General features: G+C 71.8%; 23 protein-coding genes and 2 pseudogenes. 11 read left to right on the top strand and 14 right to left on the bottom strand.

What is annotated here, in order from left to right; translation table 11 throughout:
• Positions 1-171: 171 nt before the first annotated feature.
• A complete protein-coding gene (gene pip, locus MDN94_RS23535; protein WP_482727851.1) occupies positions 172-1,134 on the bottom strand; it encodes a prolyl aminopeptidase in 963 nt (320 codons plus the stop codon).
• 738 nt (positions 1,135-1,872) lie between these two features.
• Here pip and MDN94_RS23530 point away from each other — a divergent pair.
• On the top strand, positions 1,873-2,394 hold the full coding sequence (locus tag MDN94_RS23530) for a hypothetical protein (protein WP_482727850.1): 522 nt from the start codon (positions 1,873-1,875) through the stop codon (positions 2,392-2,394).
• Between the two features lie 141 nt (positions 2,395-2,535).
• Here the strand turns inward: MDN94_RS23530 and MDN94_RS23525 are convergent, their stop codons facing one another.
• Positions 2,536-3,324, bottom strand: coding sequence for a hypothetical protein (locus MDN94_RS23525; protein ID WP_482727849.1), 789 nt, complete (start codon positions 3,322-3,324; stop codon positions 2,536-2,538).
• 311 nt (positions 3,325-3,635) lie between these two features.
• Here MDN94_RS23525 and MDN94_RS23520 point away from each other — a divergent pair, with 311 nt between their 5' ends.
• On the top strand, positions 3,636-4,289 hold the full coding sequence (locus MDN94_RS23520) for a class F sortase (RefSeq protein ID WP_482727848.1): 654 nt from the start codon (positions 3,636-3,638) through the stop codon (positions 4,287-4,289).
• Here the strand turns inward: MDN94_RS23520 and MDN94_RS23515 are convergent.
• Positions 4,276-5,151: a polysaccharide deacetylase family protein gene (locus MDN94_RS23515; protein ID WP_482727847.1), complete on the bottom strand. Its 876-nt coding sequence runs from the start codon at positions 5,149-5,151 to the stop codon at positions 4,276-4,278. The genes MDN94_RS23520 and MDN94_RS23515 overlap by 14 nt on opposite strands.
• A gap of 150 nt (positions 5,152-5,301) precedes the next feature.
• On the opposite strand from MDN94_RS23515, the gene MDN94_RS23510 reads away from it, so the two are divergent.
• The gene (locus MDN94_RS23510) at positions 5,302-5,763 is read left to right on the top strand and encodes a universal stress protein (RefSeq protein ID WP_482727846.1); all 462 of its coding nucleotides are present in this window, start codon (positions 5,302-5,304) and stop codon (positions 5,761-5,763) included.
• Positions 5,764-5,788: 25 nt separating this feature from the next.
• On the opposite strand, the gene MDN94_RS23505 is transcribed toward MDN94_RS23510, so the two are convergent.
• Positions 5,789-6,991, bottom strand: a complete 1,203-nt coding sequence (locus MDN94_RS23505) for a CapA family protein (RefSeq protein WP_482727845.1) — start codon at positions 6,989-6,991, stop codon at positions 5,789-5,791.
• A 269-nt stretch (positions 6,992-7,260) separates the two neighbouring features.
• On the opposite strand from MDN94_RS23505, the gene MDN94_RS23500 reads away from it, so the two are divergent.
• Positions 7,261-7,878 carry a sigma-70 family RNA polymerase sigma factor gene (locus MDN94_RS23500; RefSeq protein ID WP_482727844.1) on the top strand — a complete coding sequence of 206 codons (618 nt, stop codon included), beginning with the start codon at positions 7,261-7,263 and terminating at the stop codon, positions 7,876-7,878.
• Positions 7,879-7,962: 84 nt separating this feature from the next.
• Positions 7,963-8,478 carry a hypothetical protein gene (locus MDN94_RS23495; protein WP_482727843.1) on the top strand — a complete coding sequence of 172 codons (516 nt, stop codon included), beginning with the start codon at positions 7,963-7,965 and terminating at the stop codon, positions 8,476-8,478.
• Between the two features lie 12 nt (positions 8,479-8,490).
• Here MDN94_RS23495 and MDN94_RS23490 read toward each other — a convergent pair whose 3' ends face one another.
• From MDN94_RS23490 to MDN94_RS23470, 5 genes are all read right to left on the bottom strand, one after another.
• Positions 8,491-9,705, bottom strand: coding sequence for a sensor histidine kinase (locus MDN94_RS23490; RefSeq protein ID WP_482727842.1), 1,215 nt, complete (start codon positions 9,703-9,705; stop codon positions 8,491-8,493).
• On the bottom strand, positions 9,702-11,435 hold the full coding sequence (locus MDN94_RS23485; protein WP_482727841.1) for a sodium/solute symporter: 1,734 nt from the start codon (positions 11,433-11,435) through the stop codon (positions 9,702-9,704). Before MDN94_RS23485 ends, MDN94_RS23490 begins: the two co-directional genes overlap by 4 nt.
• 22 nt (positions 11,436-11,457) lie before the next feature.
• On the bottom strand, positions 11,458-11,838 hold the full coding sequence (locus tag MDN94_RS23480) for a DUF485 domain-containing protein (RefSeq protein WP_482727840.1): 381 nt from the start codon (positions 11,836-11,838) through the stop codon (positions 11,458-11,460).
• 126 nt (positions 11,839-11,964) lie between these two features.
• Positions 11,965-12,234 carry a hypothetical protein gene (locus tag MDN94_RS23475; RefSeq protein WP_482727839.1) on the bottom strand — a complete coding sequence of 90 codons (270 nt, stop codon included), beginning with the start codon at positions 12,232-12,234 and terminating at the stop codon, positions 11,965-11,967.
• 130 nt (positions 12,235-12,364) lie between these two features.
• Positions 12,365-13,180, bottom strand: coding sequence for a LytR/AlgR family response regulator transcription factor (locus MDN94_RS23470; RefSeq protein WP_482727838.1), 816 nt, complete (start codon positions 13,178-13,180; stop codon positions 12,365-12,367).
• A gap of 184 nt (positions 13,181-13,364) precedes the next feature.
• Here MDN94_RS23470 and MDN94_RS23465 point away from each other — a divergent pair, with 184 nt between their 5' ends.
• Positions 13,365-14,033: a zf-HC2 domain-containing protein gene (locus MDN94_RS23465; protein ID WP_482727837.1), complete on the top strand. Its 669-nt coding sequence runs from the start codon at positions 13,365-13,367 to the stop codon at positions 14,031-14,033.
• A gap of 45 nt (positions 14,034-14,078) precedes the next feature.
• Here MDN94_RS23465 and MDN94_RS23460 read toward each other — a convergent pair whose 3' ends face one another.
• Both MDN94_RS23460 and MDN94_RS23455 read right to left on the bottom strand, forming a co-directional pair.
• Positions 14,079-14,939, bottom strand: coding sequence for an Fpg/Nei family DNA glycosylase (locus MDN94_RS23460; protein ID WP_482727836.1), 861 nt, complete (start codon positions 14,937-14,939; stop codon positions 14,079-14,081).
• 109 nt (positions 14,940-15,048) lie between these two features.
• Positions 15,049-15,762, bottom strand: a pseudogene (locus MDN94_RS23455) (amidohydrolase family protein); the annotation flags it as partial.
• A 100-nt stretch (positions 15,763-15,862) separates the two neighbouring features.
• Here MDN94_RS23455 and MDN94_RS23450 point away from each other — a divergent pair.
• A complete protein-coding gene (locus tag MDN94_RS23450) occupies positions 15,863-16,483 on the top strand; it encodes a DNA polymerase ligase N-terminal domain-containing protein (RefSeq protein WP_482727835.1) in 621 nt (206 codons plus the stop codon).
• A gap of 69 nt (positions 16,484-16,552) precedes the next feature.
• A pseudogene (locus MDN94_RS23445) lies at positions 16,553-17,290 on the top strand (cation:proton antiporter domain-containing protein); the annotation flags it as partial.
• A gap of 25 nt (positions 17,291-17,315) precedes the next feature.
• On the opposite strand, the gene MDN94_RS23440 reads toward MDN94_RS23445, so the two are convergent.
• The gene (locus MDN94_RS23440; RefSeq protein WP_482727834.1) at positions 17,316-19,388 is read right to left on the bottom strand and encodes a SpoIIE family protein phosphatase; all 2,073 of its coding nucleotides are present in this window, start codon (positions 19,386-19,388) and stop codon (positions 17,316-17,318) included.
• 52 nt (positions 19,389-19,440) lie between these two features.
• Complete coding sequence (locus MDN94_RS23435) at positions 19,441-20,577, bottom strand: DUF6777 domain-containing protein (RefSeq protein WP_482727833.1); 1,137 nt, start codon at positions 20,575-20,577, stop codon at positions 19,441-19,443.
• A 143-nt stretch (positions 20,578-20,720) separates the two neighbouring features.
• Between MDN94_RS23435 and MDN94_RS23430 the strand changes: the two genes are divergently transcribed.
• Genes MDN94_RS23430 through MDN94_RS23420 form a run of 3 tightly spaced genes read left to right on the top strand, consistent with a single transcriptional unit; the run spans position 20,721 to position 23,490 of the window.
• Positions 20,721-21,548 (top strand): YndJ family protein, encoded by an 828-nt coding sequence (locus MDN94_RS23430; RefSeq protein ID WP_482727832.1) that lies wholly within the window; start codon positions 20,721-20,723, stop codon positions 21,546-21,548.
• On the top strand, positions 21,545-22,072 hold the full coding sequence (locus MDN94_RS23425) for a DUF1990 family protein (RefSeq protein WP_482727831.1): 528 nt from the start codon (positions 21,545-21,547) through the stop codon (positions 22,070-22,072). Before MDN94_RS23430 ends, MDN94_RS23425 begins: the two co-directional genes overlap by 4 nt.
• Before the next feature lie 11 nt (positions 22,073-22,083).
• Entirely contained in the window at positions 22,084-23,490 is a 1,407-nt protein-coding gene (locus MDN94_RS23420) for a lipase maturation factor family protein (RefSeq protein ID WP_482727830.1), read from the top strand.
• A gap of 80 nt (positions 23,491-23,570) precedes the next feature.
• Here the strand turns inward: MDN94_RS23420 and MDN94_RS23415 are convergent, their stop codons facing one another.
• Positions 23,571-23,741, bottom strand: coding sequence for a hypothetical protein (locus MDN94_RS23415; RefSeq protein WP_482727829.1), 171 nt, complete (start codon positions 23,739-23,741; stop codon positions 23,571-23,573).
• Between the last annotated feature and the right edge of the window lie 15 nt (positions 23,742-23,756).

Below are 23,756 nucleotides of genomic sequence, written 5' to 3'. Positions count from 1 at the left end.
GTTCATGGCCTTAGGTACGGACGGGAGGGCGGCGTCTGTTCAACGTCTTCGAAAAAATCTTGTGAGTCGCAACCGCGAATGGTTGAAATCCCGCTTCCAACAGGTGAATTCACCCCATGTGGAGCCTCCGTGGAATTGGCCGGATCTCAACTGCCCCCTGCGGCACACCAGTCACTCGGTGTACTTGAATCGCTCCAGAGCGCCGATCACCCGGTCCCGCATCGTGGCACTCCCCTTGTGGCCCGAGTCGTCCACCACCACGAGTTCGGCGTCGGTCCAGATGCGACTGAGTTCCCAAGGCGTCTCGAGCGGCGTGCTGAGATCCAGACGGCCGTGGAAGAGCGCACCGGGAATTCCATTCAGTCGGCCGGCCTCACGCAGCAGCACTCCTTCCTCGAGCCATGCGCCGTGCGCGAAGTAATGCGCGGCGATCCGCACCAGCGCGATCCGTGCCTTCGAGGGCCGGCCACCGTACGGGTCGGGTCCCCCGTTCGGCTCGAGCGACACCACGGCGTCCTCCCAACGACACCAGTCGACGGCCGCCTTCTCCCGCACCGCCCGGTCCTCGCTCTCCATGAGCCCGGCGTACGCGGCCACGAGGTCACCGGCACGGTCGGCCTCCGGCACACCCAGCCGGAAGCGGTGCCACTGCTCCGGGAACAACCGGCCGACGCCCCGGTAGAGCCAGTCGATCTCGCGGCGGCGCGTGGTCGTGACGCCGTTGACGACGATCTCGGAGACCCGCTCCGGGTGCCGCTCGGCGTAGGCGAGGAGCAGTGTGGACCCCCATGACCCGCCGAACAGCAACCACCGCTCGATGCCTAGGTGGGCACGCAACTGCTCCATGTCGGCGAGCAGATGACCGGTTGTGTTGTGCCGCATGTCGGCGGTCGGGTCCGCAGCGTGCGGGGTGCTGCGCCCGCAGCCGCGCTGGTCGAAGAGCACGACCCGGTAGGCCTCCGGGTCGAAGTACCGGCGCATACGGGGATTGCACCCGGAGCCCGGCCCCCCGTGCACGACGAGCGCGGGCTTTCCCCGCGGATTGCCGCACACCTCCCAGTGGACGAGATTCCCGTCCCCCACGTCGAGCATCCCCTGCTCGTACGGCTCGATCGGCAAGAACAGCTCTGCCATGGCCCGACACCCCTCCCGGCTCCCTACGATTACAACAGCGCTGTTACATTAGCCTCATGTGCATCGCCCGACCAAGACACCGCCGCCACCCCCTCCCCGGCCCCGAACTCCTCGGCACCCGCCCGCGCCTCCTGTTGAACCTCCTCGACCCCGATGGCGCGGCGGTCTCCGCGGACTTGGGCCCGGGGCGCCTGCACCCCCGGCGCACACTGTCCACCCACGGCCAGAGCTCGTTACATGACCTCGCCCGGACGACCGGCGTGACGCACTCGGCGGGGGCCGGACGGTCGCCCGACTCCTCAAGGAGGGGCTCACCATCGTCGGTCCCGGCAGCGACGGGCGCCGGCGCATCGCGACGCTCACCGCCGAGGCCGGACCCCTCATGCCCGCACCGGACGCCGAGCGTCAGGCCACCGCGGCGGCCGCCGCCGCTTTCGAGGCGGAGCTCCCGTTCCCGGTGAGCCGCTGATCGGCGAGGTGCTCGAGGCGCTGCGCCGGCGCCCCATGCGGGCGCATCGCGGACGCGGCGCCCATTCCTGCCGCGCCGGGAACGCGCCGACGATGACCGAGCGCCAGCACATCACCGGAGAACCGCATCCGCTGGAGCCAGAAATGACCCGTTTGCCCTACAGCGATCGCGGGGGACAAACACCGCTCTTAGCGTTTCGGTGATCGAGGTGCACTTCCGACCCACGCGGAAATCGTTCCGCGACTGCTCCTCGGAACCGGAGGACCACCATGCGCGCGATACGTGCCGCATCCGCCGCTCTGCTCGGAGCGGCCGCACTCGCCCTGACGGCCCCTACAGCCGCGGCCGTCAACGACACTCCGTACGATTTCAACGTCACGCCCTCAACCGTCGTGGCGGGCGGTCGTGTCACCCTGACCGCGGGCGGCTGCCCCGGGGACACCACCGTCACCTCCGGTGTCTTCGACACCGTCACGATCGAGCGCAACACCTCGGCGACGGCCACCGTCGACTGGGACGCCAGGCCGGGTGCCGTGTATTCGGTGCAGTTCAACTGCATCGGCCGGATCGGCACCCTCGACCTCACCATCGCCGGCGGGACCTCGAGCCCCACTACCGGCTCCACCAGGGCCGCCACCACCGCACCGCCACAGGGTGTGCGCGGCGGCGAGGGCGGCAGCTTCGACGGCATGAACATCGCGGAGATCGCGGCGGGCGGCGCTCTCGTCGCGGCAGCCGCCACAGCGACCGTGCTCGTCGTGCGCAGGCGATCGACGAACCGCCAGCACTAATGACGGCACCGCCCCGGCCCGGCCGGTCCCGGGCGCCCCTGCTCGCCCCAACGCAACAGGCGCCGACCGCCCTTCGCCCCGAGTCCTTCTGAAGGACTCGGGGCGAAGGGCGGTTGCGCCCGGACCGGGAGGTTCAACCGGTCAGGCCGGACCGCCGACCGAACGACGGCGGCGGACGATGAAGAGGGTGCCGCCGACGACCGCCGTGGCCACCAGACCCGCGCCGATCGCCATCTCGACGTCGGTCGGCCCGATCGATCCGCCGAGACCGCCCTGCGCACCGCGCGCCGGGAGAACCCGGAAGGACGCGCTGGCGGTCTCCCGGGAGTCGTTGCACCGGACGGTCAGACTGTAGTTGCCGGGCGTCGCGTTGTTGCGGACCCGGGCGGTGGCGACCGACTCACCGCCGTTACCACCCGCGCCCCGGTCACCACCCACGCCACCGTTGCCCCGGTCACCGCCGTCGCCACCGGCCCCCCGGTCACCACCGTCGCCACCGGCCCCCCGGTCACCGCCGTCGCCACCGCTGCCACCGTTGCGCCGGTCACCACCGTCGCCACCGGCGCCGCGGTCACCACCCACGCCGCCATCGCCCCGGTCACCACCCACGCCACCGTTGCCCCGGTCACCGCCGTCGCCACCGGCGCCGCGGTCACCACCGTCGCCACCGCTGCCACCCGCCCCCCGGTCACCGCCGTGGTCCCTGCCGGCACTGGAGAGCGGAGCGTCGGGGAAAGCGTTCGAACTGACCACGCCACCGCGCCGGCAACCGTCGACGGTGATGGTCAGAATGCCGCCCGGGAAGACGGACGACGGGTGGACCTGCACGTTCCTCGGGCCGTCGCCGCCACCGGCGGCGGCCATGGGAGCGCACAGTCCGACGGTCGCGAAGGCGGTCACCGTCGCTGCGAGAGCGCGTGAGGCACGCATCGTTGAACCTCCAGAGGAAAGACGCCCCAAAGCCGTGCTCCGGGATATTCGACGAGTACGTCTTCCATGACGAACGATCACCGGATGGTGCTTTCATCGCATTTCGGCCTTGGTCCACCCCGGTGAGACGACACGCCGACGGTGAACACCTTGGTCTGACGGAGTCGCAGGTCACAGACCGTCAGAAGTTTTTGCGGGCCGAGTACCCGGATGGGCCATCACGAGTGGCACCGGCCACCCGTTCGCGCTTCCCCCCTCGCCGGAGTGCGGCGCCCCGCTTAGCGTGCCCACAAGCGCGCGAAGGGAGAACCATGGGCCAGGACAGGTACGGCAGGGAACAGAGGAGACGCTCGCCCTGGGGCGTACTGGCTCTCGTGATGCTCACCGGAATCGCGATGGTGAAGAACGGTGTGGACGTGGGCCTCGGACCGCCTCAGCCGGCGGCCGCCGCGTCGCAGGACCGGGCGGGCGAGACGTTCCTGCCCGTGCCGCTCGAGCCGCTGCCGTACGCCGCCGCGGCCCGGGTGCGTATCCCCTCCATCAAGGTGGACGCCCCGATCGTGCACGTCGGACTGGACCAGGACGGCTGGGTGGCCGCTCCCGAGCCGCACGACCCCAACCTCGCCGGCTGGTACCAGAACGGCATCTCCCCCGGGCAGCGCGGCACCGCCGTCATCGTGGGCCACGTCGACAACCATGCCGGCCCCGCCGTCTTCTACGGCCTCGGGTCCGTCAAGACGGGCCAGCTGATCGACGTACCGCGCTTCGACGGCCGCGTCGCCGTCTTCGAGGTGTACGGCGTCGAGGTGTTCGCCAAGAACGACTTCCCCGGCGTGCGGGTGTACGCGGACACCGGCCAGCCGGAACTGCGGGTGATCACCTGCGGCGGCGGTTATTCCAAGGCCGGCGGGTACGACGGCAACGTCGTCGTCTTCGCCCGTATGGTCAAGGTCAAGGTCGTCTGAGGAAGAATGAGCGGTGCGGCACCGTGATCAGGTAGCCGTCGCCGAGCAGTTCCGGCAGATAGCGGCGCAGCGCCGACACTGTCTGCGACCGGTTGCCGCCCGCGTCGTGCGAGAGGACGATCACGCCGGGCGCCGCGCCCCGCAGGACCCGTCGGACGATGGTCGAGGTGCCCGGCGGCATCCAGTCGAGGGTGTCGAGGGTCCAGCCCAGCGGCTCCATGCCGAGATCGGCGCCGATCTCGAACGAGTGCCTGTTCCAGGCGCCGTAGGGCGCGCGGTACCAGAGCGGCGCCTCGCCGAGCGTCTTCTCGATCACCTCGCTGGTGCGCCCCAGCTGGTCGCGGATCCTGGACGGCGGCAGATTCGGGATCATCGGGTGCGACCAGGTGTGGTTGCCGACCACGTGGCCGTCGGCCGCCATCTCGCGGAGCAGGTCGCGATTGTCGGTCGCCATCTCGCCGCAGACGAAGAACATGGCCCGCACCTCGTGCTTCCGCAGGATGGCGAGGATGTCGGGGGTGTAGCGGGGGTCCGGGCCGTCGTCGAAGGTGAGCACCATGGCGCGGCCCGTGTCCGGGATCTCGAGGAAGGGCCGCTTGCGCACGGGCGGCTTCGCCCGCCACAGGACCGGCGGGGCGAAGGCCGTCATGGGCTGCAACCGGTAGGACGTGGCCGTCTGCGGACCGGCGGCGGCCGACGGGCCCGCGGCGGGCCCCTCGCCGACCGGTCCGGCGCCGGCCGGGACGCGTGCCGGGGTCTCGGCCCGCTCGCTGACGAGGAGTCCGCCGACGGCGGCGGCGCCGAGGCATGCGGCGATGCGGAGCATCACGCGGCGACCAGGAAGCGGCTGATCCATCTTCATGGCCAACTGCTCGCACGGCTCATGCGGCCACAACCTGATCAACACCGGTTCCAGCGGGGAAAGCACTCGATGGGAGCAGCCGCGGAGGGGTGCTGCGGCCGGTCCGGGCGGGCCGCAGGGCGGCGGGCCGGAGCCGATAACCTCGTAGGTGTGACAGAGCACCCGCTCCACCGGTTCGAACGCGGCACCGACGGCCCGAAGGTGATCGTCGCGGGCCTCGACGGCTCGGACTCCTCGCTTCGTGCGGCGGCGTACGCGAGCGGCCTCGCGCGGCGGCAGGGCGCGCTGCTCGCGGTCGTGTACGTGCAGCCGGTGATGCCGGCGGGCGCCGCTTTCGGCGTGCCGGTCGCGGAGACGACCGGGGAGATCGCGGAGGAGCTGGTCGCGGAGGTCCGGGCCGCCGCCGAGCGGGTGCGGGGCATCTGGGACGTGCGCTGGGAGTTCCACACGGTGCGCGGGGACCCGTACACCGGTCTGTTGACGGCCGCGGACGAGCTCAAGGCGGACGCGGTGGTGGTGGGCGCCTCCGAGTCGGCCGGCCACCGGTTCATCGGCTCGGTCGCGGTCCGGCTGGTGAAGGCCGGGCGGTGGCCGGTGACCGTCGTCCCCTGAACCGCCCGGCCCCTTCGCACCGCGGTCAGCGGCCCATGGTGAGACCGTCCTGGGCGGCTCCGCGGCTGAGCACGGCGGAGGTGATGGCGGCCTGGGCCTCGAGCCGGTCGCCGCGCGGCCCTTCACGACGCAGCACCTCGGGCAGATTGACGACGCGACCGGCGCCGGTGTCCATCCACTGCGGGATGTACTCGGCCTTCATGACCTCCCAGCGCCCGCCGGTGGTGGCGGGCGGCGCGAAGGAGAAGCGGGCGATGGTGCCCTGGTTCCCGCGCGGGTCCTGCACCCCGTCGTTGTTGATCATGTCACCCGCGATCTGGTCGCCCATGCCGTAGACGATCCAGGTGCCGTTGACCTTCTCGTACGCCTGGGGGACGTGTGCGTGGGTGCCGAGGATCAGGTCGATGTCGGGGCGTCCGTCTGTGGTGGAGGCGGTGAGGGAGCGTCCGAGGTCGAGCTGTTGCTGATCGGGGTCGGTCTGCCATTCGGTGCCCCAGTGCAGACTGACGACCACGACGTCGGCTCCGGCGCTTCTCGCCGCACGGGCGTCGTCGACGATGCGCTGCTCGTCGATGAGGTCGACCGCCCAGGACTCCTCGTCGGGCAGCGGTTCGGCATTGGTCCCGTACGTGTAGGCCAGGTGGGCGACTTTGGCGCCGCGGGCCGTCAGCCACGCCGGTTCGTCCGCCTCCTGCGGGGTGCGTGCGGAGCCGGCGTGCTTGACGCCCGCGCGGTCGAGTACGTCCAGGGTGCGGCGCACACCGGCAACGCCGTCGTCGAGGGTGTGGTTGGAGGCCGTGGAGCACGAGTCGTAACCGACGCCGGCGAGCGCCGTGGCGATCTCCGGGGGCGATTTGAAGTTGGGGTAGCCGGTGTAGTTCCCGTTCTCGCCGTAGACGGTCTCCATGTGGCAGAGGGCGATGTCGGCGCGAGAGACGACCGGGCCGACGCCCGCGAGCATGGGGCGGAAGTCGTAGCCGGCGCCGTCGGCGTCCCGTTGCGCCTGCTGGATGATCGAGGCGTGCGGGAGGACGTCCCCGGTGGCCACGAGGATGAAGCCGCGCGGGGCGGAGGGGGCGCCGGCCGCGGCCGAGGGCGGGGGGCGGTCCGGGTCCTTCCGGGGTGCCGACGGACCGGGGTCCTGCTGTCCGGCACACCCGGCGGCTCCCGCGAGCAGCACGGCACATAGGGCCGCCGTGGCCCGTGGTGCGGGTCGCGCGCGTGTCATCGTCGACCGACCTCCCAATTTGTGTGATTAACGGCTTATCCGACGAATTGAATCCACAGGGGAGGAACTGCCGAGTCAAGCGACACAGCCGACGTGGTCGCCTCAACGGACCTGCGCATTCCGTCGGCCCGGTCGACCGTTCATCGCACCACTCGCCGCTCGGTGCGACCGTTCGCCGACAGACCGCCGCACGCCGTCTGTCGCCGCGTGGCGGGATGCGTTCGTATACGCCACGTGGCAGCGGACCTCGGTGCAGAAGGGTGAAGGCAATGGCGACGGCGACCGCGACAACCGACGAACAGGCGATGACGGAGCTCCAGCGCGAACACGGCCCCGCACTGCTGAGCTTCCTGCTGGGACTGACCTACGGGGACCAGCAGCGCGCCGAGGACCTGTTGCAGGAGACGCTCGTACGGGCATGGCAGCACCCCGAGGCCTTCGACGCACCGTACGAGTCGATGCGGCCCTGGCTCTTCACCGTGGGGCGCCGCCTCGCCATCGACGCCCGGCGCTCACGGTTGGCACGCCCCACGGAGATCGGCGACGGCGTGCTCGCCATGACGCCGGACCCGGCCGACGTCACCGAGAGCGCGGTGGCCGCTCTGGACGTACGCGCCGCGGTCGGTGAGCTGAGCCCCGAACACCGCGCCGTCCTCGTCCAGATCTACTTCCACGGGCTGAGCGTCAACGAGGCCGCCCAGGCGCTCGGCATCCCGCCGGGCACCGTCAAGTCACGCTCGCACTACGCGCTCCGTGCGCTCGCCCGCTGCCTGCCCGGGTACAGCAGGCGCGGCACCACTTCCGACCCGGACGCCTCGGTGATGGCCGCCGCCCCCACCGGTCACGGGAGCCGGACGGCCATATGTAAAACGTCACGCGCCAGTTGAGCAAACCCGCCCTCGCTGCCGTGTCTGACGGTGGAGGCTCTTGGTCGGACGGCGGCGCGGTCGTACGGGAGAAGGTGAAGCAGCGTGCAGCCCGGTAGCACGAACGGAACCAGTGGAGGCGGGCTCGCGGTCCCCATGGCGTGGCTCTGCGCCGAATACACCGCCGACGAGATGCTGCGCACCGGCGCCCTCGTGGAGGCGGACTCGCTCGAGTTCCGGGCCGGGCGGCAGACGCTCGCACTCACGATCCATCTGTGCGACGGCGGGGAACCGCTGTCCGGCGGGTCCACGGCGGCCCGTATCGACCACTGGCTGATGGTCACGTCCTACGGGTACCCCTGGCCGCAGTGGGTACGGGAACAGCTCGGGGTGCGGACCGAACGGGTCCGGCACGGCGGCGAGGACCCGGACCTGGCGCTCGCCGCGGACGCCTGGCGCCGGCTGTGCGACACCGAACTGCTGGCCACCGATCTCGGCGGCCTCGAGCCGTGGCATCCCTCCCGCCCTCCGGACGCGATACCGGACGAGGCGGCCCAGGTGTGGCTGCCTTCTTGGGAGTTGGGCCTCCCCCTCGGGCACCTGGCCGTCCATCTGTGGTGAGCCCGGCCATGGTCAGGGCCGCGGGCCCGCCGAGGAGTGGACCCCCGCACGGTACTTCGGGATCCGGACGGTGATCTTCATACCGGCGCCGACGGCGGTCTCGATGACCAGGCCGTAGTCGTCCCCGTACACCTGGCGCAGCCGTTCGTCGACATTGCTCAGGCCGATTCCCGACGCGGTGGAGCGCTCTCCCGCGAGGATGCCGCGCAGCACCTCCGGGTCCATGCCGACGCCGTCGTCCTCGATGGTCACCATCGCCTCCGCGCCCGCGTCCTGCGCGGCGATCATGATGCGGCACTCGTTCCTCGAGTCCTCGAGACCGTGCTTGACGGCGTTCTCGACCAGAGGCTGAAGGCACAGGAACGGCAGGGTGACCGGCAGGACCTCAGGGGCGACCTGGAGCGTGACCTTGAGCCGGTCGCCGAAGCGTGCCCCGGCGAGCGCCAGGTACCGCTCGATGGAGCGCAGTTCGTCGGCGAGCTGGGTGAACTCGCCGTGCCGCCGGAACGAGTAGCGCGTGAAGTCGGCGAACTCGAGCAGCAGCTCACGGGCACGCTCGGGATCGGTACGGACGAAGGACGCGATCGCCGCGAGCGAGTTGAAGATGAAGTGCGGCGAGATCTGCGCGCGCAGGGCCCGGATCTCGGCCTCGATCAGACGGGTTCGGGACCGGTCGAGTTCGGCGAGTTCCAGCTGTACGGAGACCCACCGGGCCACCTCTGTGGCGGCCCGCACCAGTACGGCCGACTCCCGGGAGCCGTAGGCGACCAGCGCGCCGAGCACCCCCTCCTCCCCCGTCAGCGGCGCGATGACGACCCATCGCAGCGGGCACTCCAGGTCGTCGCACTCCGTGTGGACACATCGGCTGCGTCCGGAGTCGAGCATCTCCGCGACCAGGTCCATCACCTGCTGCCGGTGCCGGTCGGCGCCGGGCCCGTCCCAGGCGAGCACCGCGTCGCGGTCGGTGAGGCACAGCGCCTCCGTGCCGAGCAGCGGGCGCAGCCGCCGCGCCGCCTTGCGGGCCGTGTCCTCCGTCAGGCCGGCCCGCAGCGGCGGCGCGGCGAGGGACGCGGTGTGCAGCGTGTGGAAGGTGGCCCGTTCGACGGGCGTCCCGAGATCGAGGTCCCCTCGTCCGCCACGTCCGGCCGTCAGCCGCCCGAGCACCACGCCCACGGCCAGCAGCACGATCCCCGCCGCGGCCAGCGCGGCGACCCCTGTCCCGGTCACCGCGGTACTCCTTCGGTCTGCGGCCGGCCCACGAGGTCCTCCGGCAGATGCAGGCGGGCGAGGGTGGCCGCGGCGCCGGCCGGTATGTGGCGTGGGGTGGCCAGGGAGACGCCCACCATGGTCAGGAAGCCCAGCGGCACCGACCAGACCGCGGGCCATGCCATCAGCGTGTGCGTCCAGCCCTCCGGGGCCATTCCGGTGCGCGTGGCCATCACCGCGGTCAGCGCCGCGCCTCCTCCGACGACGAGACCCGCGGCCGCTCCCGGCGGGGTGAGCCGGCGCCACCAGATGCCGAGGATCAGCAGCGGGCAGAACGAGGAGGCGGAGACGGCGAACGCGAGTCCGACGGCGTCGGCGACGGGCACATTGGTCGCCACCACGCTCAGCGCCAGCGGCGCCGCCATCGCGAGCAGTGTCGCGACCCGGAAGTGCCGTACTCCCCGCGAGGGCAGCACGTCCTGGGTGATCACACCGGCCACCGACATGGTCAGGCCGGAGGCCGTGGAGAGGAACGCGGCGAACGCGCCCCCGGCGAGCAGTGCCCCCAGCAGTTCGCCGGCGAGCCCGCCGATGATCCGTTCCGGCAGCACCAGCACGGCGGCGTCCGCCGCTCCGGTGAGTGCCAGTTCGGGCGCGTAGACGCGGCCGAGTGCGCCGTAGATCGGGGGCAGCAGGTAGAAGGCACCGATCAGCCCCAGCACGACGAGGGTGGTGCGGCGGGCGGCACGTCCGTTTGGGCTGGTGTAGAAGCGGACGGCGACGTGCGGCAGGCCCATGGTGCCGAGGAACGTGGCGAGGATCAGGCCGTACGTGGCGTACAACTGGTAGCCGTCACGGCCGCCGGACAGCGGCTGCGACCAGCTCAGCGGGTCTGAGCCCTCGGTGGTCCGCCGGGGCACCTCGGCGCCTTCGGGGAACTGGAGGGTCGTGCCTGATTCGATGCGGTGGGTCCCCTCGTCGAGTGCGACGGGCCGGCCGTCGTGCCGCACGCCGTCGACCGTGCCGGAGACGGTGAGTGTCAGCGGCCCGTCGAAGTCGACGCGGACGGTGTCGTCGACGCGGACGGCAGTGTGCTCCTGAAAGACGGCGGGTGCGTCGAACCGGGCCCGCGGGGCGTCGTCGCCGACCCACGCGGCGACGAGGAACAGCGCCGGTACCAGCAGCGCCGTGAGTTTCAGCCAGTACTGGAAGGCCTGCACGAAGGTGATGCTCCGCATGCCGCCGGCGGCCACCGCCCCGGTGACGACGACCGCGACGACAACGCCGCCGACCCAGTCGGGCGCGCCCGTGAGGATCTGCAGGGTCAGGCCCGCGCCCTGAAGTTGCGGCAGCAGATAGAGCCAGCCGATGCCGACGACGAAGAGGCTCGCCAGCCTGCGCACCGGGGCGGACTCCAGGCGTGCCTCCGCGAAGTCGGAGAGGGTGTACGCCCCGGACCGGCGCAGCGGGGCGGCGACGAGCACCAGCAGAACGAGATAGCCGGCCGTGTATCCGACCGGGTACCAGAGCATGTCCGGGCCCTGGAGGAGCACGAGCCCCGCGATGCCGAGGAACGAGGCGGCGGAGAGGTACTCGCCGCTGATGGCGGCCGCGTTGAGGGCGGGCTTGACGGTGCGGGAGGCGACGTAGAAGTCCGAGGTGGTGCGGGATATCCGCAGGCCCAGCGCGCCGACGAGCACGGTGGCGAGCACCACGACGGTGACGGCGGTCACCGCGTAGGTCTGGTTCACGTGGTTTCTCCCGCCGGCACCGTCAGCGGCCTTCGACGAGCCTGCTGAAGTCGCGTTCGTTGCGCTCGGCCCGGCGCACGTACCAGCGGGCGATCAGCCACATGACGGGGTAGACCCCCACGCCGAGCGCGATCCACACGAAGGGCTCCGGCGACCCGGGGGTACCGCCGAGTGCCGCGGGCAGTGCGAACAGCAGGGGCAGCGTGCCGACGAGCAGGGCGAGCGTGCACAGCGCGTAGAGGGCCGCCCGGAGCTGGCTGCGCATCAGCGACCGCACGTAGGTGGTGCCGAGAGTGGTCTGCTCGCTGATCTCGGAGCGGGCCGGGGCATGACCCGGCGGGCGGCGGGCGCCGCGCGGCACACCGGTGACCACCTCACGGCGTGGCGTTTGGTCTGCAGACATGGATGTCCGCTCCAGCGTCTCTCGGCGAACTCGGGGAGATGGTGGAGTCTACGCAGGGACGATTACCGACGGTAGAGAGGAACGGCCCCGCCCTTGGCGCACGCGTCCCGGCCGTACTCGGCCCCGTCAGCGGCCGGTGTTCCGGGCGCAGTCGCTCAGCGCGATCTCCAGCTCCACGTAGGACTCCTCGGCCCTGCGGAAGGCGACCTCGAGGGCCGCTTCCCCGCGCGGGCCCGCGAGGCCGCGCGCCGACTCCCGGATCTCGTAGAGCACGTCCGCCCAGCGGCCGGCGGCACTCCTGGTGGTGGCGAGCAGCGCTTCGAGGTCCTTGGCGTCGGCCGGCCGGCTCGACGGGAGCCTGCGGAGCTCGTCCAGCAGTGCTTCGATGTCGCGCATCAGGCCCCTTCTTCCCGGCCCGTTCAACGTTAGACGCGTGCCGCTTCCGCGGTGGCCGGTCACGGTGCCGCGTCGCCGTGCGGCCCGGTCCGGGCGACGAACGGTCGGTGATGATCGCCGAACGGTCGCCTCAGCCCCGCGCGTGCCGCAGCAGCAGGTCACGCAGTTGACGGGCGTGACGGCGGCTGACCGCCAGCTCGGCGTCCCCGACGCGTACGGTCGTGGTGCCGGCGTCCAGTCTCAGTTCGTCGATGCGGCCCAGGGCCACCAGGTGGCTGCGGTGTATGCGGACGAACCCGCGGGAGGCCCAGCGCTCCTCCAGGGCGGAAAGCGGGATACGGACCAGATGGCTGCCGGCGGCGGTGTGGAGCCTGGCGTAGTCGCCCTGTGCCTCGACATAGGTGATGTCGTCCACTGGGACGAAGCGGGTCACTCCGCCGAGTTCCACGGGGATCTGCTCCGCTCCCCCGCCGTTCGGCGCGGCCGGCGCGGTCGCGTCCGGCGGGAGGGGGGCCGGCGCGACCGACACGACCGGCCGCTGCGGTTCCCGCAGCGGAACGACCAGGTCGCGGACCCGGCGCACGGCTTCGGCGAGCCGTTCCCTGCGGACCGGCTTGAGGACGTAGTCGACGGCCTTGAGGTCGAACGCCTGGACCGCGAACCCCTCGTGCGCCGTGACGAAGACGATCAGCGGCGGCCTGGCGAACCCCGCGAGCAGCCTGGCGACGTCGAGCCCGGTCAGCCCCGCCATGTGGATGTCGAGGAAGACGACGTCGATGGCGTCCTCACTGTCCGGTCCGGCCTCCAGGGCCCGGCCGATGCGGCGCAGCGCCTCCGTGGCGTCGGTGGCGCCCTCGGCGCTACGGATCCGTGAGTCGGCACGCAGGAGGTAGAGCAGCTCTTCGAGCGCCGGTTTCTCGTCGTCGACAGCCAGTACGCGCAGCATGCAGCGGAGTCTAGGCATGGTCCGCGCGATGAGGCCACGGCCCCGGGAGGGGTGGCCGGCGCGGCCGCGGAGGGACGGCCGGCTTTGCGATCGCGCTCGCCTCGCCGACGGGTTGAGCGCATCGCCTTCCCGCTGCGTATTCCAGGGTGACCGCCCGTAACACCTGAGGAATCGAGGACCGCCCATGAGCCGGCAGCAGCCGCACCTGGATGTGGCCGCCTACGCGCTGGGCATCCTGGAACCGGCCGACGCGTTCCGGTTCGAGGAGCACCTTGCCGGTTGTGTCACGTGTGCCGTGGGGCTGTCCGACTTCACCGCCCTCGCCGGTGCTCTGTCCGAGCTCGCCGGCCCCGGCCGGATCGACGCCCGCCCCGGTCCCGCACTGCTCGAGCGGCTCACCGGCGCGGTCACGGTGCGGCGTCGCCGTGACCGCCGGCGACGGCTGGCGCTGGTGGCCGTGGCCGCGTCGCTGATCGTCGCGCTGCCCACCGCGGTGATGACGGTCCGGAGCACCGGGGAGCCCGCGACGCCGCGGGTCGTCGCGTCGGATCCGGCGACGGGCGTAACCGCCTCCGTGGCGTTGGAGGACCACGGCTGGGGCACGGCGGTCGCGATGCGGCTCACCGGGCTCGCCGGACCGCGCACCTGCCGGCTCGTTGCGATCGGCAAGGACGGGGTGGAGCACCCGGTCCTGAGCTGGTGGGTACCGGAGGGAGGGTACGGCGTAAGGGAAGGACCCGGCCGGGAGGGGCCGCTGGACCTCGAGGCGAGCACCGGGCTGCACACGGCGGAGATCGGCCGCTGGGAGGTCCGGGCGGAGAGCGGGGAGCGGCTGCTGTCGATCGGCGGCTGACGCTTCCCGCCGGGCGTCAACCGTTCGGCGGGAGAGCGGCAGGCGTCACTTGAGCAGCCGCGAGAGCCGACGGTCCGCCAGCGGGCGGCCCCCGGTCTGACAGGTGGGGCAGTACTGCAACGACGAGTCGCTGAAGTCCACTTCACGGACGGTGTCACCGCACACGGGGCACGGTTGACCGGTGCGGCCGTGGACGCGCATGCCGCTCTTCTTCTCCGACTTCAGCCGGCCCGCCGCCAGTCCCCGTGAACGTTCCACGGCGTCGGCGAGGGTGGTCCGCAGCGCCTCGTACAGAGTCTCGGTCTCTTCGGCACCGAGGTTCTGCACGGGTTTGAACGGCGACATCTTGGCGGCGTGCAGGATCTCGTCGCTGTACGCGTTGCCGATGCCGGCTATCAGACTCTGGTCGCGCAGCGCACCCTTGATCTGGCGTCGCTCGCCCTCGAGGACCCTGGCGAAGGCGGCGCGGTCGAAGTCGTCCGAGAGCGGGTCGGGTCCGAGCCGCGCCACGCCCGGCACCTCGGCGGGATCCCGGACGACGTGCACGGCGAGCCGCTTGGTGGTCCCCGCCTCCGTCAGGTCGAAGCCGCCGCCCCCGGCCAGTACCGTTCGCAGCGCCAGCGGACCCTTGCCGGGGCGGGGCGGCTGCGCGGGGAGTTCGTCCTTCCACTGGAGCCAGCCGGCGCGGGCGAGATGGGCGACGAGGTGGAGGCCGCCCGCGGTGATGTCGAGCCACTTGCCGTGCCGTTGAACGGCGGTGACTTCCGTTCCTTCGACTGCGGAGAGCGGCGGGGCGTAGGTCTTGAGCACACTGATGGCCACCGGCAGCACACGTTCGATCCTCCGGCCCACGAGTCGGGCGTCGAGGAACTCCCGTAGCGCTTCGACCTCTGGCAGTTCGGGCATACCACCACCCTGCCGCAGCGGGCGGCGCGCCGCGCGCCGGACCGGATCCCGCGGTGGCCCTTTGCACGGGCCGCGACTCGGAGGCGGTACACGCGCGTCACCGTGCGCCTCGCCGCTCCTCCTCGCCGAGGTGGGCGGTCAGCGCCCGGGCCGCGCCGAGGACCTCCGCGTAGCCGGTGGCGAGGTTGCACACCGGCCAGTCGGAGCCGACCATCAGCCGGTCTCGTCCGAAGCCCTCCAGCACCGTGTCCGCCCAGGGGCGAAGGCCGGCGACGCTCCAGGGGGACCAGGCGGCTTCGGTCATCGGACCGGAGAGCCTGCAGACGGTGTTGGGCTGCGCCGCCACAGCGCGTACCGCCCGGGCCCAGGGCCCGCGTTCGGCCGAGGCGACGGGCGAGGTGGTCGAGGACGGAGGTGAGGCCGGGCACCCTCGCTGCCGCCCCGGCCGCCGCGGGCAGTTGGTGCGGCAGCGCCACGAGGTCGCAGGCGAGTCGGGCCTTCGGGACGGCGGCGAGGGGGCGCAGCACGTCGGGGCGCGGCAGCCAGTGGGGGCCGGTTCGCTCGGGACCTGGTGGCGGACGCCGACGAGCCGGTCACCTCCGGGGAGTTCGCGAAGGGCGGCGAGGCGGCCGGCACGTCGGGAGCGGTGAGGTCGGTCCATCCGACTACCTCGGCGACAAGGTTGTCGACGGCGGCGAGGGCGAGGAGCTCGGAGGTCTCCTCCTCGGCGCACACCGTCTGGACGAGCACGGTGGCTCGCACCCCCGCCGCACGGGGCCAGGGGCCTGAGCTCCTCGATGCCGAAGGAACGCCGGACCGCGGCCGCCGACCGCCTTCCCGGACGGAGAACCGCGAGGCCGGTGCTTGAGCGCCCGGCGGCCGGGTACCCGCGATCCGCACCGGGCCGCACCGAAGGAGATCCCATGCCTGCCCGCGACGCCTTGGCCGAGTACCGCCGCAAGCGCGATTTCCACCGCACCGGCGAGCCCTCGGGACAAGGCGGTCCCCGCGACCGCGAGGCGCTCTCGTTCGTGGTCCAGATCCACGACGCGAGCACGATGCACTTCGACTTCCGCCTCGAGGTGGACGGCGTCCTCAAGAGCTGGGCCGTCCCGAAGGGCCCGTCCGCCGACCCCGGCGCGAAGCGCCTCGCCATGCCGACCGAGGACCATCCGCTGGAGTACGCGGACTACGAAGGGGTGATCGCGCCCGGCGAGTACGGTGCCGGCGCCGTCATCATCTGGGACGAGGGCACCTACCACAGCCTCGCCACAGACCGGCGCGGCAACGAGATGCCCTTCGCCGACGCCCTGGCGGCGGGCCACGCCTCGTTCTGGCTCGACGGCCGGAAGCTGCACGGCGGCTACGCGCTGACGCGCACACGCGGGGGGCGGGACGGCGCACGCGAGACGTGGCTGCTGGTGAAGAAACACGACCGGCACGCCTCCTCGCACCACGCGCCGGAGCCCCGCCGGGCCCGGTCCGCCCGCACCGGCCGGACCCTCAAGGGGGTGACCGCGGACGCGTCGTCCGGCGGTTCCTGAGTCGGCGCGCGCTCGGCCCCGTCGCCGGAGCCCTGGGTGAGGATGGTGCGGATGATGTTCTCGGACGCCGTCTTCGCGGCCTTGGGGGCCTCCGCGGCGGCTTCCGGCCGGCCCCTCGAGTGGGTCGGCGGCTGGCTGCGGACCGACCTGCTCGGAAAGACCGCCATCGGGGTCCTGACGGGCCTGGCGGCCGGCATGCTGCTGGGACGGATGTTCTTCCGCGCCAAGGTCCCGGCCCTGCGGCTGTCCGAGCACATGGAGGGCTTCGTCGCCCTGGGCGCCACCTTCCTGTCGTACGGCGTGGCCGAACTGCTGCACGGCTACGGCTTTCTCGCGGTCTTCGTCACCGCATGCGCCGTCCGGTCCGCCGAGCGCAGTCACGGCTATCACAAGGTCCTGCACGAGTTCACCGAGCAGATCGAGCGTCTGCTGACCGCCTTCCTGCTCTTCCTCCTCGGCGGCTATCTGGTCACCGGCGGGCTCGGCGCGCTCGGCGGGCCGGGCGCGCTCCTCGGTGTGCTGCTCGTTCTCGTGATCCGCCCGGTCACGGGCTGGGTCGCCCTGTGGGGCTTCCGTACAGGCATCCGCGAGCGGCTCGTCACCTCCGCGTTCGGTATCCGCGGCATCGGCTCGCTGTTCTACCTCGCGTACGCCCTGGGCCAGGGCCACTTCGCCGCGCACGCCGAGGAGCTGTGGTCCGTCGTCGCCTTCACCGTGCTGGCGTCCGTCATGCTCCACGGAGTCGCGGCCACCCCGGCCATCAGCCGCCTGGACAGGCTCCGCGGCCGGTCCGGCCCACCGCCGTGACCCGACGGCCCGCGGGAGCGTTTCGTCAGGGCCTGAGCCGGTCCGGCATACGGAATTCGCACCACACGCACTTTCCGCTGCCGCGGGATTCGACGCCCCAGCTGTCGGAGAGCCGGTCCACCAGCATCAGGCCCCGCCCGGAGACGCCCGCCACGCCGGCATCGCGCCGGCGCGGCAGCGCGCTGGAGCGGTCCTCGACCTCGACCCGGAGCCGCCGTTCCGCGCCGGCCAGGACCCGCGCAGTGACGATCGCCCCGCCGTCGGTGTGCATCAGCGCGTTCGTGATCATCTCGTCGGCGGCCAGCTCGATCTCGTCCGCCCGATCGCCGGCGCCCCAGGCGCGTACGGCCGCCCGGACCATGTGCCGGGCCGAGCGCAGCGCCTCCGGGTCGCCCTGGCCGACGTGCTGCTGGAGGCGGCCGCCCGCCTGGGCGGTGTAGGCGCCCTTGCGGCGCAGCAGCAGGAGCGCCACGTCGTCGTCGCCCCCGCGTTCATCCACTACTTCGCAGAGCCGGTCCGCCAGCATCTGGAGGTCGCGCGGGCCGCCGTTCACGAGCCGGGCGAGCAGTTGCATCCCGTCGTCGAGGTCGGCGCCGGGTTGTTCGACCAGGCCGTCCGTGTACATCACCAGCGTCTGTCCGGGGTCGAGTTCGACGGTGCTGACCGGGTACTCGAGCCGGCCGAACTCCGCGGAGAGCCCCAGCGGCAGCCCGCCCTGGAGCGCCAGCCTGCGGCAACTGCCGTTGAGTTCCCTGATCAGCGGGTCGACATGCCCGGCCCTGACGACCTGCACGACCCCGGTGGACAGGTCCACCTCGGCGTAGGTGCAGGTGGCGAAGCGGTCGGTGTCCAGTTCGTGCAGGAAGACGGAGGCCCGGGCCATGACGGTGGCCGGTGTGTGGCCTTCCGCTGCGTAGGCGCGCAGGACGATGCGGAGCTGACCCATCACCGCGGCCGCGTGGGTGTCGTGGCCCTGTACGTCCCCGATGACCGCCCCGACACGGCCGCCAGGCAGCGCGATGATGTCGTACCAGTCGCCGCCGATGTCCCGCCCGAAGCGGGCGGAACGGTAGCGCACCGCGATCTGCGCTCCGGGCACTTGGGGGATCCGGCGCGGGAGCATGGCCTGCTGGAGCCCCTCCGCGAGGTCGTGCTCCTGCTCGTAGAGCATGGCCCGCTGGAGGCTCTGGGCGATGCTGCTGCCCAGCGCCACGAGGAGATTGCGCTCCTCGGCGCTGAAGCCCGTCTTGTCGCTGTAGAGGAGCCCGAGCGCTCCGATGGGGCGGGCCTGGGCGATCAGGGGCAGGTAGGCCGCGGCGGTGATGCCGAGTCCGCGGATGTGCGGCCAAAGGATCGGGTAGGACCGGGCGAAGTCGGCCTTGGACTCGATGAAACGCGGGGTGAGCGTGCGCACGACTTCGCTCATCGGGTACTGCTCGTCGACCCGTGTGTAGCGGGTGCCGGGCACGAAGGAGCCTTCCGGCCCTTCGGCCACGAGGTGGATCCGGCCCGACTCGAGCAGTCCCATGACGAGGCTGGTGGCGCCGAGGTGCTCGAGCCCGTGGGTGTTCTTGAGCAGTTCGATGATGTCCTGCACGGTCCTGGCGTGCGCGAGGGCGGCCGTGGTGCTCTCGACGACGCTGGTCTGCCTGCGGCGCTCGAGGTCGACCTCGACATGGGCCGTGGAGTCGGCGAGCTCCTGTGTGGCGTCCCGGACGATGCCGATGATGCGCACGGGGCGGCCCGTCTCGTCCCGTCGCACGAACCCCTGGGTGTGGGTCCAACGCAGCGTGCCGTCACGCCGCCGGATACGGAAGTAGGCGCCGTAGTTGTCGTTCCCACTCTTGAGCGCCTGGGCCACCATCGTGTCCAGTCGGACGGCCTCGTCGGCCGGTACCCGCATGCCCAGGCTCTCCGGACGGCCGTCGTACTCCTCGGGACGCAGGTCGAACACCTCGAGGCCGGGCCCGTCCATGTGCATGAGCCCGCTTGAAAGGTCCCAGTCGAAGGTGCCCATGCGGTTGAGGTGCAGGCTCACGTCCGCGTGCGCCGGCCAGTCGTCGGGGAGCGACAGGGCACCCGCTGCCCGATCAACCATGGAGCCACTCTGTCATGATTTGTCGTCTTCCACGAGCCGTCGGACGTACCGCTCAGTGCGGCAGCACGCCCGCCTCCGGAAGGGATTCCTCACCCGGACCGGCAGGACCGAACGGCTCCGCGCCGACCGGATCCTGATCCACCCCGGCCTCAGACCCCACGAAAAGACCAGGGTCGACAGGTTCGGGCTCCGCATGGTCGAGCACCCCTTGGTCCGGGTCCGGGGGCAGGTCGGGCTGGGGGGCTGCGGGCGCCTCGGGCACCACCGGAGTTTCGGGCCGGACAGGCGCCGGCTCCACGGGCGGCTGCGGCGGGGCGACGGAGGGCCCGAGCTCGGGGGTGGCGGGCTCCGCACCCGCCGAGTCCGCCGCTCCCCCCGGATCCGTGCGACCGGGGTCGACGAAGACCTCGTCGGGGTCGACCGGCGGAAGCACGGCGGGTCTCGCGTCTTCCTCGCCCTCCGTGCCGCCGGGACGCTCGATCCAGCCGCTGTCGACGACGCTGACGAGCAGGAGGTTGTTGACCGCCTGTGCCGCCGGTTTGATCACGATCACCCGGTCCGCCCGGTATCCGGGCCAGGGCACGCCCTTGTTGACCAGCGCGGTCCTGATCGCCACGGGCTGCTCCAGCGGCGCTCCGGAGGCGCAGCGCACCCGCGGGGCCCCGAACTCGTCGACCAGTACGGCGGTACCGGCCTGGAGCACCGACTGCCGGGCGACTGCGGAACCGTCACGGAAGCCGTGGCCGGTGACCCGGACGTCGGCGCGGAGCACGACCGGGGTGAGGCCGCGCAGGAACGCGGCGACGCCCGACCGTTCGACGCCCACCGCTTCGGCGAAGGCATGCGCCTTGCGCTTGTCCGCAGCGAGCAGGCCGGCCTGGCGTCCGACGTCGCAGGCGGCCTCCTCCTGGATGCCCGCATAGAGGCCCGGCGTCGCCCCGGACATCGTACGGAGGGTCACCCCGCCCCCGGAGGGGCTCTTCGGCGCACTGGCGACACCCGGCAGCGCAGGAGGCGCCCCGGCCGTGGCGGTCGACACGGTGAAGGGATCCGGTCCCGGGGCTGCGAACGACTGGAGGAGGATCTCCCCCGGCTCCGCCGCCCCGCTGTCGCCGCCGCAGCCGGCGGCCAGCGGCCCCAGGCACAGCACGGTGGCCGCCGCGTACAGACCACGCATCGGTGAGCGCACCAAGATCTCCCGCCTCCCGCAACTCGAGATGTTCCTCAATTTCTGACGGATCATCACTGTAGCCGCGACTTGAACGCGTTCAGTTCAGCGCATAAGGTCGACGCCAGAAGGTTTGAACACGTTCAACCCATGGGGGGTGCGGCATGTTCGTACTGGTCAACCTGATCGTCATGCTCGGGATGCTGGTGGTCGTGCCTGCCGGGCTGCGTCTTGTGGACCCCGTACGGCTCGCGCCCGTTCGGCGGACGTGGCCACTGTTCGCCGTGCCGGGCGCGGTCGCGCTGTGGCTGCCGCGGGGCTCCCTCGCCACCGCGCTCGCCGTCGTCTACGCGCTCGGCACACTGCTGCTCGCCGCCCAGGCGCCGCGGCGGCTGGTGCGCACCCGCTCCGTGGCGCCCAGCGAGATCGCGGTGCTCACCGCGCTGGCCGCACCCTCCGTCGCGGCCCTCGCACTGGTCGCCGAGCGGGCCGGGTACGAGTTGTTCGGCTTCACGTTGCCGATCCTGGCGCTGACGGTGCCGCACTTCCACTTCGCCGGATTCGCCGCCGCGCTCGTGGCGGGCCTGGTGTGTGGCGCGGCCGCCGGCAGGCTCGCCCGTTTCGCCGCCCTGAGCGTGCCGCTCGGCACGCTGACCGTCCTCGCGGGGTACTTCGTCGACGACTGGGCCGAACTGGCCGGCGCGCTGGTGCTGACCGCGGGGATGTGGGCCGTGGCGCTGCTGACCTGGCGTGACGTCCGGGGCGCGGAGCGCGACCGGTACATACGCGCACTGCTGGCCGTCTCGGCGGCCGTACTGGTGGTGACGATGCTGCTCGCGCTGAGCTGGGCGGTGGGCCGGGCCGCGGACATCCCGCATCCCGGCCTGACATGGATGGCCGCCACCCACGGGCTGGGCAACGCCCTCGGCTTCGCCCTCTGCTCGGTACTCGCCTGGCGGAGGATCAAGGACATGAAGGAGAGTGCCGTATGAGCGGCGCGGACAGGGCCACCGGACGGCTCACCTACCGGGAGGTCGGCGCCACGCGGCACGGGCCGCTCCCGGCCGGCTACAACCACCTGCATCACGCCACCCGGATCGGCCGGGGCCGGGCCGTCTTCGAGGCGGCGGGCACCGCTGTGACGACCTGGCGGATGCACCGCGGGGCGGGCGCCGGGCTGCGGGCATCGGCCGGCCGCGCCGAACCAGGGGCCCGGGTCGAGGTGTCCGTCGGCGTCGGCCCGCTCCGCATCACCGCCCCGTGCGAGGTGATCTGGACGGTGTACGAGAAGGACCGCACCGGTTTCGCCTACGGCAGCCTGGCCGGGCACCCGGAGACCGGTGAGGAGTCGTTCGTCGTGGACCTGCACGACGACGGGTCCGTGTGGTTCACCGTCCTGGCGTTCAGCAGGCCCGCCGCCTGGTACAGCAGGCTCGGCGGTCCGGTGGTGCCCGTGCTTCAGCACTGGTACGCCCGGCGGCTCGGCCACACACTGCGGCGGATCGCCGCGGCCTGATACTGGAAGTGATGGAATGGTTCGGCGACGACACTTACTGGCTGAGCAGGCTGGTCTTCCAGCGGGCTCTCGCCGCCGTGTATCTCGTCGCCTTCCTCGCCGCCGCACTGCAGTTCCGGGCGCTGATCGGCGAGCGGGGCATGCTCCCTGTGCCGGAATTCCTGCGCCGGGTGCCCGCCAAGGACACGCCGACCCTGTTCAGGCTGCACTACTCCGACCGTTTCTTCGCACTCGTCGCCTGGACCGGCTGTCTGCTCTCCGCGGCCCTGGTCGCCGGTGCCGCCGACCGGTTGCCACTCGCGGTCGCGATGGCCTGGTGGGCCGTGCTGTGGCTGCTGTACCTCTCGATCGTCAACGTGGGCCAGACCTGGTACGGATTCGGCTGGGAAACGCTGCTGCTCGAGGCCGGCTTCCTCGCGGTCTTCCTCGGCAACGAGCACATCCAGCCGCCGGTACTGGTGCTGTGGCTGTTGCGCTGGCTGCTGTTCCGGGTGGAGTTCGGAGCGGGGCTCATCAAGATCCGCGGTGACCTGTGCTGGCGGAACCTGACCTGCCTGTACTTCCATCACGAGACCCAGCCGATGCCTGGCCCGCTGAGCTGGTACTTCCACCATCTCCCCAAGGCCGCCCACAGAGTGGAGGCGGCGGCCAACCACGTGGTCCAACTCGGGGTCCCCGTCCTGCTCTTCGCCCCGCAGCCGGTGGCGAGCGTGGCCGCCGGGCTGATCGTGGTGACCCAACTGTGGCTCGTCGTGTCGGGCAACTTCGCCTGGCTCAACTGGCTGACCATCGTCCTCGCCCTGTCCGCGCTGGACGGCTCGCTCGTCACGGGAGACCACGCACTTCCCGGGGCACCACTCTGGTTCGAGATCGTAGTGATCGCCGTGACCGCGCTGCTGCTGGTCCTCAGCTACCGCCCGGCGCGCAACCTGCTCTCGAAACGGCAGGCGATGAACCGCTCGTACGACCCGCTGCACCTGGTCAACACCTACGGCGCGTTCGGCACGGTGGGCCGGGTCAGGCTGGAACTGGTCGTCGAGGGCACCGACGAGAGAACCCTCAAGGCGGACACCGTCTGGCGGGAGTACGGGTTCAAGGGCAAGCCGGGCGATGTACACCGGCTACCACGCCAGTTCGCGCCCTACCACCTGAGGCTGGACTGGCTGATGTGGTTCGCCGCGCTCTCCCCCGCCTACGCGCGGTCGTGGTTCCTGCCCTTCGTGGAACGCCTGCTCGAAGGGGACCGCGACACGCTGCGGCTGCTCCACCGCAACCCCTTCCCCGACGGGCCGCCCGCCCATGTGCGGGCGCGGCTCTACCGCTACCGGTTCACCACGGGGCAAGAGCGCCGCGACACCGGGGCATGGTGGCACCGCACATACGTCCGCGAATTCCTGGCGCCCACACGGCTTTCGTGAACGACCGCGACGACGGGGCGTCATCCGTGTGCCCCCGGCCGGAGCGGGCAGGGGGCACACGGATCGAAGCGCGGGTCAGGTCAGTCGATACCCTGCAGGATGTGCGGTTCGGCGAGGTCCTCCTCGTATCCGGCGAGCCGGATCGGGGCGGAGCGCGCCCAGACCTCCAGATTGCGGATCTCCTCGGCCTTGCCGGCCCGTTCGACGCCGCGCTCCGGCGGTCGTTGGTCTTGCTTCACATCTTGTGTCACCGCGCACTCCTCTGT

Source organism: Streptomyces sp. WAC00040, assembly GCF_056835925.1.
Note: the sequence above shows the minus strand (reverse complement) of the source record. Positions and strands in the feature narration are given on the sequence as shown.

What these genes read in the sequence shown, in the direction of transcription:
- MDN94_RS23475 (WP_482727839.1), bottom strand. Translation starts at nt 12,234, where the DNA reads ATGCGCGACATCGAAGCACTGCTGGACGAGCTCCGCAGGCTCCCGTCG.
- MDN94_RS23430 (WP_482727832.1), top strand. Translation starts at nt 20,721, where the DNA reads ATGTTCGTACTGGTCAACCTGATCGTCATGCTCGGGATGCTGGTGGTC.
- MDN94_RS23450 (WP_482727835.1), top strand. Translation starts at nt 15,863, where the DNA reads ATGCCTGCCCGCGACGCCTTGGCCGAGTACCGCCGCAAGCGCGATTTC.
- MDN94_RS23520 (WP_482727848.1), top strand. Translation starts at nt 3,636, where the DNA reads ATGGGCCAGGACAGGTACGGCAGGGAACAGAGGAGACGCTCGCCCTGG.
- MDN94_RS23525 (WP_482727849.1), bottom strand. Translation starts at nt 3,324, where the DNA reads ATGCGTGCCTCACGCGCTCTCGCAGCGACGGTGACCGCCTTCGCGACC.
- MDN94_RS23500 (WP_482727844.1), top strand. Translation starts at nt 7,261, where the DNA reads ATGGCGACGGCGACCGCGACAACCGACGAACAGGCGATGACGGAGCTC.
- MDN94_RS23460 (WP_482727836.1), bottom strand. Translation starts at nt 14,939, where the DNA reads ATGCCCGAACTGCCAGAGGTCGAAGCGCTACGGGAGTTCCTCGACGCC.
- MDN94_RS23530 (WP_482727850.1), top strand. Translation starts at nt 1,873, where the DNA reads ATGCGCGCGATACGTGCCGCATCCGCCGCTCTGCTCGGAGCGGCCGCA.
- MDN94_RS23465 (WP_482727837.1), top strand. Translation starts at nt 13,365, where the DNA reads ATGAGCCGGCAGCAGCCGCACCTGGATGTGGCCGCCTACGCGCTGGGC.
- MDN94_RS23480 (WP_482727840.1), bottom strand. Translation starts at nt 11,838, where the DNA reads ATGTCTGCAGACCAAACGCCACGCCGTGAGGTGGTCACCGGTGTGCCG.
- MDN94_RS23420 (WP_482727830.1), top strand. Translation starts at nt 22,084, where the DNA reads ATGGAATGGTTCGGCGACGACACTTACTGGCTGAGCAGGCTGGTCTTC.
- MDN94_RS23505 (WP_482727845.1), bottom strand. Translation starts at nt 6,991, where the DNA reads ATGACACGCGCGCGACCCGCACCACGGGCCACGGCGGCCCTATGTGCC.
- MDN94_RS23425 (WP_482727831.1), top strand. Translation starts at nt 21,545, where the DNA reads ATGAGCGGCGCGGACAGGGCCACCGGACGGCTCACCTACCGGGAGGTC.
- MDN94_RS23440 (WP_482727834.1), bottom strand. Translation starts at nt 19,388, where the DNA reads ATGGTTGATCGGGCAGCGGGTGCCCTGTCGCTCCCCGACGACTGGCCG.
- MDN94_RS23470 (WP_482727838.1), bottom strand. Translation starts at nt 13,180, where the DNA reads ATGCTGCGCGTACTGGCTGTCGACGACGAGAAACCGGCGCTCGAAGAG.
- MDN94_RS23515 (WP_482727847.1), bottom strand. Translation starts at nt 5,151, where the DNA reads ATGAAGATGGATCAGCCGCTTCCTGGTCGCCGCGTGATGCTCCGCATC.
- pip (WP_482727851.1), bottom strand. Translation starts at nt 1,134, where the DNA reads ATGGCAGAGCTGTTCTTGCCGATCGAGCCGTACGAGCAGGGGATGCTC.